Below are 6,270 nucleotides of genomic sequence, written 5' to 3' on the forward strand. Positions count from 1 at the left end.
GGCGGGGTGCCGCGACCCGGCACGCAGTGCGTTACGGACGTTGACCTTCGAGGTGTACGAGATGGAGCCGTACTGGAAGAGCCGCACGGCGATGCGGAGCATCACCGCCGCGCCCGCGTAGAGGATCACGATCACAATGACGGCCTCGGGCAGGCTCAGGGAGCCGAAGCCGTTGCGCAGCAGGGCGGTCACCGGGGCGGAGAACGGGAAGAACGTGAAGATCTGCACGATCACGGACTGCGGATCAGAGATCACCAGGGACACGGCGTAGAACGGCACAAAGATCAGCGCCATCATCACGCCCATGAAGTTGCCCGCCTCCTTGGCGGTGGGCATGACGGCGCCGATCGCCACGAGGGTGGTGGTGAACAAGGCAAACCCGCCGACCAGGATCAGCAGGCCAACGGTCATCCGGACCGGGTCAAGGATCAGCGGCGGCAGGTCCAGGGCGGCGAGGCTGAGCTCCTCGGGGAAGAACAGCCGGCCGATCATGATGGGGGAGAGGAACACGATCATCTGCACCAGGCCGATCGCGAACAGGGCGATCACCTTGCCCGCGATGAGCGTGGTTGGTTTGAGCGTTGTCAGGATCATCTCGGTGACCCGGTTTTCCTTCTCCTCCAGCGTGGAGTTGAGCATCTGCCCGGCCAGGAGCACGATCAGCCCGTAGAAAACCACCAGGTAGATCATCGGCGGGATCACCGAGCCCAGGCCGCCTGACTCTTTGGTGCCGTCATACGTGACGGTCTCGGTCTGCACCTTCCCGGCGGCGAGCGCGGACAGCTGCGGTGATCCGATCTGACGGTCGACGGCGTGCGCCAGCATGGCCTGCGCGACGGCGGCATACTTGCCGTTCTCGAACAGGCCTTTGTCCGCGCCGTAGACCCGCACGGCCGTCGATTCGGGGTGGGCCGGGTAGTCGAAGTAGGCGTCCACAGTGCCGGACTGCACGGCCTGGATCCCGGCGTCGGGGGAGTCCACGGTGGTGGCCCCGAACAGCGCGGCGTCCCCGGCCGTGATCAGTCCGGAGGTGTCCGTGTAGGAGATGCTGAACTGGGCGCTTTTCTGGGCTTCGGCTGCGGTGTCCGTGGTGGTGTTGCTGAGGAAGATCAGGCCGAAGACCACGGCGATGATGAGCGGGACGGACAAGGTGCCGATCCAGAACCGCCGCTTGGTGACGGTGCGGATGAACTCGAAGCTCAGAACCGTACCTAAATTGTGATGCGGGTTGTGCTGGGCCATGGCATTACGTCCGTTCCCGGACGGGGGAGGGGGCGGTGCCGGCCGTCCCGGCGGCGGAAGGCTTGTTCTGGTCGCCGTAGACCCGGATGAAGATGTCCTCGAGGGAGATCTTGGTGGTGGTGAAGCTCCGGACGGTCACGCCGGCGTCGACGAGGTCCTTGAGAATGGCGGCCTCGTCAGTGGCATCCGTGATGGAGAGCTCCGAGTAGTTGGTCTCCTGGAGCATCGCCTCGTAGTGCGGCGAGGGCGGGAGGGGGCCGCTGTGCCTGACGCGGATGATGCGGCCGCCGTACTTGTTCTGCACCTCGTCGATGGTCCCGTAGGCCTCCGCGGTGCCGTCCTTGAGGAGGATGACGCGGTCGCAGAGCCGCTCCACCTCCTCCATCTGGTGGGTCACCATCACCACGGTGGCTCCGCCCTGCTTCTGCTCGGCGATGATGTCCATCAGCAGGCGCCGGTTGACGGGGTCGAAGCCCTTCGTCGGTTCGTCCAGGATCAGCAGCTCGGGATTGTTCATGATGGTGACACCGAGCTGGACCTTTTGCTGCTGCCCGCTGGAGAGCTTGTCCAGCACGGCGGAGGCCCGGTCCGCGAGCGCCACCCGGTCCAGGTACTCGAGCGACCATTGCCTGGCGGTGCGCCGCTCCATCCCTTTGAGCCGGCCGAAGTAGGTCATGATGTCGATGACCTTTTCCTTCTTGTAGAGCCCGCGTTCTTCGGGAAGGTAGCCCAGCCGGTCGCCGTGCTCGGGCTTGAAGTCCCGGCCGTTGATGTGGAGGATGCCGGCGGTGGGTTCGTAGATGCCCAGCAGGGCCCGGATGGTGGTGGTCTTGCCGGAGCCGTTGCTGCCGAGGAAACCGAACGTCTCGCCGGCGTGCACGTCAAAGGAAAGGTCGCGGACCACGGTGGTGTCACCGAAGTCCATCCGGAAGCCGCTGATGTGGACCCGTGCTTCGTCCATTGCGGCTCCCGATAGTGCCGGGCTGCCCGCCCGGGTGGTGCTGGTTCGCCGCCTAGACGGCGGGGATATGCCGGTGCCGGCGGTGAGCCGGTTTCGGCAGGCCCGCCCTGGTGGTGCCTGTGCCGCCCCAGGCGTTGGAGCGGGCTTCCTTGATCAGGCCCGTGCCGGCGCATTCGCGGACCGCCATGATGCCGTCCGCTGCCGAGCGTTTGTCCTCAAACGCCTTCGAAACCGCCAAAACCGTTCCGTCGGCGCCGAGGAGCCGGAAACGGACGTTTGCCTCAGAGTCCGTGAAGATCTCGAATTGTCCTGCCATCGTGTTGTCCTTTCGGGCAATGCAGACCGCGGGAGGGTGAGGCACATCCATGTGCCATGCCGTTTTCTCGACACGTCCCCGCAGCGCACCTGACCATCCTTCCTCCCGTGGCCCGGGGAAGGTAAGGGGCAAAGGTCCCTATGTGGACAGTGCATTGTTCCTCTGGCGGCGGCCTCCCCGGTGGGCGCTACATTGGGAGCATGGCTGAGTTTCCGAGGGGCGATGCCGGCGAGTGGGTCCGGTTGACGGCGCGGGTGGACGGCGTGGTGCAGGCCGTCGGGTTCCGCTATTGGACGGTGCGCAAGGCCGACGAGCTGGGGTTGACCGGCACGGTCAGGAACAACGACGACGGCACGGTGGGCGTCACCGCCGAGGGCCCTCAGTCGGTGGTGCTGGAGTTCCGGCGCTGGCTGCGCTCGCCGGAGGCACCGGGCAGGGTGGAGAACGTGGAGGAAGCGATCTCCCGGGCCACGGGGGCGTTCAGCAATTTCCGGGTGGTGTACTGAGCGTGAGCAGGCCGTGGCCCAGGACCGCTGTGCGGGACAGCGTCCGGTAGCCCTCGCGGTCGAACAGCACGGTGAGGAGGTCGCCGTCGTGCCCCATGACCAGGCCGGGACCCCACAGGGCATGCTCCACGCGGGAGTTCAGCGGGAATGCCTCAGCGCTGCCAGCAGCGCCGGCGGCAGTCCCGCCGTCGTGCTGGCCGTTGTGTTCCGGCAGGAGCGCGGTGCCGTCGGTGCAGGTGTCGCAGTTCCCGCAGGGCCCGGGCAGGTCCTCGCCGAAGTAGCCGAGCAGGAACTGGCGGCGGCAGCGGTGCGTTTCGGCGTAGCTGCGGATCATGGCGATGCGGGACTTGTCCACGCGCTCGCGGGCCTCGGCGAGTTCGACGGCGCGTTCCACCACCTTGGCGGGGTCGGCCGCCGGGTCGAGCGCCACGTCGAACCGGATGCCGTCGTGGGGTGCCGTGACGGCACCGGTTTCCTGCAGCAGGTTCAGCAGGCCGGTGATCCGCCGGGCAGGGAAAGCGGTCCATTCGGCCAGTGTCTGGGGCGGGAGCGGCCGGCCCGCCTCGCGCAGTACGGTGAGGACCGCCAGCAGGGCGGCCTCGTCCGGGGTGTGGGTGGCGAAGTAACGCCGCAGCCCGAGGTCCTCCGAGCGGTAGTGCAAGATGGCGACGGCGGGCTGCCCGTCCCGTCCGGCGCGCCCGATCTGCTGGTAGTAGCTGTCGAGGGATTCGGGGATGTCCGCGTGGAGGACGAACCGGACATCCGGCTTGTCGATCCCCATGCCGAACGCGGTGGTCGCCACCACCACGTCCAAACCGCCGTCGAGGAACTGCTGGTGGGCCAGCTCCCGCTCGGTCGGCGTGCGGCCTGCGTGATAGGCCGCGGCGCGGAGGCCGTTCCGGGCCAGCCGTGCGGCGTACCTCTCGGTGTCCTTCCGCTTGGCGGCGTAGACCAGCCCGGGTCCGCCCCTCCCCGAGACCTGCCCGGTGACCTGCGCGGTGACCTGCTCCACCACCGCCCGGCGCTTCTCCTTGTCCTCATGGTGGCGGACCACCTCCAGCCGGATGTTGGGCCGGTCGAAACCATGGACCAGGACCAGGGGGTCGGCTATGCCGAGCCGGGCCAGGATCTCCTCGCGCACCGGGGGAGACGCGGTGGCCGTCAGCGCGGCGGTGGTCGGGTTGCCCAGGCGCTCGCGGACCTCGCCGAGCCGGAGGTAGTCGGGCCGGAAATCGTGGCCCCAGGAGGACACGCAGTGGGCCTCGTCCACCACAAACAGGGCGATGTTGAGCGCCGCGATCCGCTCCACCGTGCTGGGCTTGGCCAGTTGCTCCGGGGCGAGGAACAGGAAGGCCGCCTCGCCGCTTTCCACCGCCCGCCACGCGCGCTCCTGCTCCGCGGAGCTGTGCGAGGAGTTGACCGCGACGGCGGCGCCCGGCCCCGCCGCTTCCCGCAGCCCGTCCAGCTGGTCCTCCTGCAGGGAAATCAGCGGGGAGACGACGACGGTGGGCCGCTGCTGCTGGCGGTGCAGCAGGAGGGCGGGGACCTGGTAGATGGCCGACTTCCCGTAGCCGGTGGGCATCACGGCGAGGACGTCCCGGCCGGCAGCCAGGGCGCGCATCCCCGTCAGCTGGCCCTGGCGGAGGTGCGGGAGGCCAAAGGTGAGGTCAGCGAGCCGGCGGAGGCCGGCGTCGTCGTTCACGGTCATGGTGCAGCTCCGTTGCGGCAGGTGGGGGTGAGGCGGGGCGGGCGGGACGGGCGCGTTGATTTCAGGGTAGCCGTGGCCGGGGCAAAGGACCCTCGGCAGCGGGCAGGTTTCTGAGTAGGGTGGCCCCATGCAGAAGATATCGCTCGATGCCCTTGCCCGTCAGCAGATTGCGGCGGCGGTGGCGGCACCCAGCGGACGTGCTGCGGACACCGCGTTTGGCGGGCATGAGAAGACCCTCCGCCAGACGGTGATGGCGTTCCGGGCCGGGACCCAGCTCAGCGAACACCAGAATCCCGGCGAAGCCACCGTCTTTGTACTCCGCGGGTGCGTCCGGCTCCGCTCCGGCAACGAATCCTGGCAGGGCAAGACCGGTGACCTGCTGATCGTGCCGGACGGGCTGCACAGCCTGGAAGCGGAAGAGGACTCGGCGATCCTGATGACCGTCGCGAAGATCAAGACCTGACAGCCCCGCCCCAGGCGGGGAAGCCAGGCGGGGAGACCGGGCCGGGGCATTCGACCGGCCGGATTACCGCAAGGAGCAGCACATGACTGTCATGCCCTTCGAGGACGTCCCACAGACCCGGCGATGGTGGGCGCGGGCGGCGTTCGCCGCGGTCTTGTGCGCGGCGGCGGTCCCGCTGGTGGCCGCGGGGGTGGCGGGCACAGTTGCGCTGCTCCTGACGGGTGCGGGCGGTGTGGTGGTGACCGTGGCCGGGATTTACTGGTTCCTCATCAGCCGCGGTGTTCTGCGCTGGTGTGCGCTGGCGCTGGCAGTCATCGCCCCGCTGGTGGTCCTGTTCCTGTTCGTTCAGGCCGGCCTGCTGCTGGAGGTCATGATCGCCCTGGCGCTGGTGTTTGTTGCGGTGGTCTGTGCCCGCGCGGCCCTCCGGGAACGTCGGGAGGGCTCGAAGATGACCGAGTACCCCGCTCCCGACACCCGGCGTCCGTTCCTGGTGATGAATCCGCGGTCCGGCGGGGGCAAAGTGGTGAAGTTCGACCTGCAGCGGAAGGCGGAGGAGCTCGGCGCTGAGGTGGCGCTGCTCGACGGGCCTGGCCACGTGGATGTCGCGGTCCTGGCCCGGGACGCGGTGGCGCGGGGAGCCGATCTGCTCGGCGTCGCCGGTGGTGACGGAACCCAGGCGCTGGTGGCCGGCATCGCGGCCGAGCACAACCTGCCGTTCCTGGTCATCAGCGCCGGCACCCGCAACCACTTCGCCCTGGATCTCGGCCTGGACCGGGAGGACCCCACCGGCTGCCTCGACGCCCTCCGCGACGGGGTGGAACTGCACGTGGACCTGGGCAAGATCAACGGCCGCACCTTCGTCAACAACTCCTCCTTCGGGGTCTACGCCGAGGTGGTGCAGAGCCCGGAGTACCGCGACGACAAGGCCGGTACCGTGCTGGAGATGCTTCCGGATCTCATTAAGGGCGACAAGGGCGCACGGCTGCACGCCAAGATTGACGGCACCACCGTGGACGGGCCGCAGGCGGTGCTGGTGAGCAACGGTCCCTACGGCAGCCACGATCTCGCGGGACT

At 68.5% G+C, this 6,270-nt stretch carries 7 protein-coding genes (1 of these 7 cut by a window edge); 3 read left to right on the forward strand and 4 right to left on the reverse strand.

Annotation, left to right across the window (positions count from 1 at the left end; all coding sequences use genetic code 11):
- The 3 genes in view from K789_RS0102035 to K789_RS22055 are tightly spaced (at most 52 nt apart) and all read right to left on the reverse strand, a layout consistent with a single transcriptional unit that may run on beyond the window.
- Window positions 1-1,242: the 5' portion of an ABC transporter permease gene (locus K789_RS0102035; RefSeq protein ID WP_024365288.1), read on the reverse strand. It extends 57 nt beyond the left edge of the window; 1,242 of the gene's 1,299 nt are visible here — the first part of the coding sequence; the start codon lies at window positions 1,240-1,242; the stop codon falls past the left edge of the window.
- A 4-nt stretch (window positions 1,243-1,246) separates the two neighbouring features.
- On the reverse strand, window positions 1,247-2,203 hold the full coding sequence (locus K789_RS0102040; protein ID WP_024365289.1) for an ABC transporter ATP-binding protein: 957 nt from the start codon (window positions 2,201-2,203) through the stop codon (window positions 1,247-1,249).
- A gap of 52 nt (window positions 2,204-2,255) precedes the next feature.
- Window positions 2,256-2,519 carry a YegP family protein gene (locus tag K789_RS22055; protein WP_024365290.1) on the reverse strand — a complete coding sequence of 88 codons (264 nt, stop codon included), beginning with the start codon at window positions 2,517-2,519 and terminating at the stop codon, window positions 2,256-2,258.
- Window positions 2,520-2,719: 200 nt separating this feature from the next.
- On the opposite strand from K789_RS22055, the gene K789_RS0102050 reads away from it, so the two are divergent.
- A complete protein-coding gene (locus tag K789_RS0102050) occupies window positions 2,720-3,025 on the forward strand; it encodes an acylphosphatase (protein ID WP_029704311.1) in 306 nt (101 codons plus the stop codon).
- Here K789_RS0102050 and K789_RS0102055 read toward each other — a convergent pair.
- Entirely contained in the window at window positions 3,000-4,733 is a 1,734-nt protein-coding gene (locus tag K789_RS0102055; RefSeq protein WP_029704312.1) for a RecQ family ATP-dependent DNA helicase, read from the reverse strand. The genes K789_RS0102050 and K789_RS0102055 overlap by 26 nt on opposite strands.
- A gap of 127 nt (window positions 4,734-4,860) precedes the next feature.
- Here K789_RS0102055 and K789_RS0102060 point away from each other — a divergent pair, with 127 nt between their 5' ends.
- Both K789_RS0102060 and K789_RS22060 read left to right on the forward strand, forming a co-directional pair.
- Entirely contained in the window at window positions 4,861-5,196 is a 336-nt protein-coding gene (locus K789_RS0102060; protein ID WP_024365293.1) for a cupin domain-containing protein, read from the forward strand.
- Between the two features lie 82 nt (window positions 5,197-5,278).
- A partial coding sequence (locus K789_RS22060; RefSeq protein WP_202805064.1) for a diacylglycerol/lipid kinase family protein occupies window positions 5,279-6,270 on the forward strand: 992 nt, incomplete at its 3' end.

This window comes from Arthrobacter sp. TB 26, assembly GCF_000427315.1.
Classification (GTDB): Bacteria; Actinomycetota; Actinomycetes; order Actinomycetales; family Micrococcaceae; genus Arthrobacter.

Coding starts and splice junctions, on each gene's coding strand:
- K789_RS0102040 (WP_024365289.1), bottom strand. CDS start 2,203: ATGGACGAAGCACGGGTCCACATCAGCGGCTTCCGGATGGACTTCGGT.
- K789_RS22055 (WP_024365290.1), bottom strand. CDS start 2,519: ATGGCAGGACAATTCGAGATCTTCACGGACTCTGAGGCAAACGTCCGT.
- K789_RS0102050 (WP_029704311.1), top strand. CDS start 2,720: ATGGCTGAGTTTCCGAGGGGCGATGCCGGCGAGTGGGTCCGGTTGACG.
- K789_RS0102055 (WP_029704312.1), bottom strand. CDS start 4,733: ATGACCGTGAACGACGACGCCGGCCTCCGCCGGCTCGCTGACCTCACC.
- K789_RS0102060 (WP_024365293.1), top strand. CDS start 4,861: ATGCAGAAGATATCGCTCGATGCCCTTGCCCGTCAGCAGATTGCGGCG.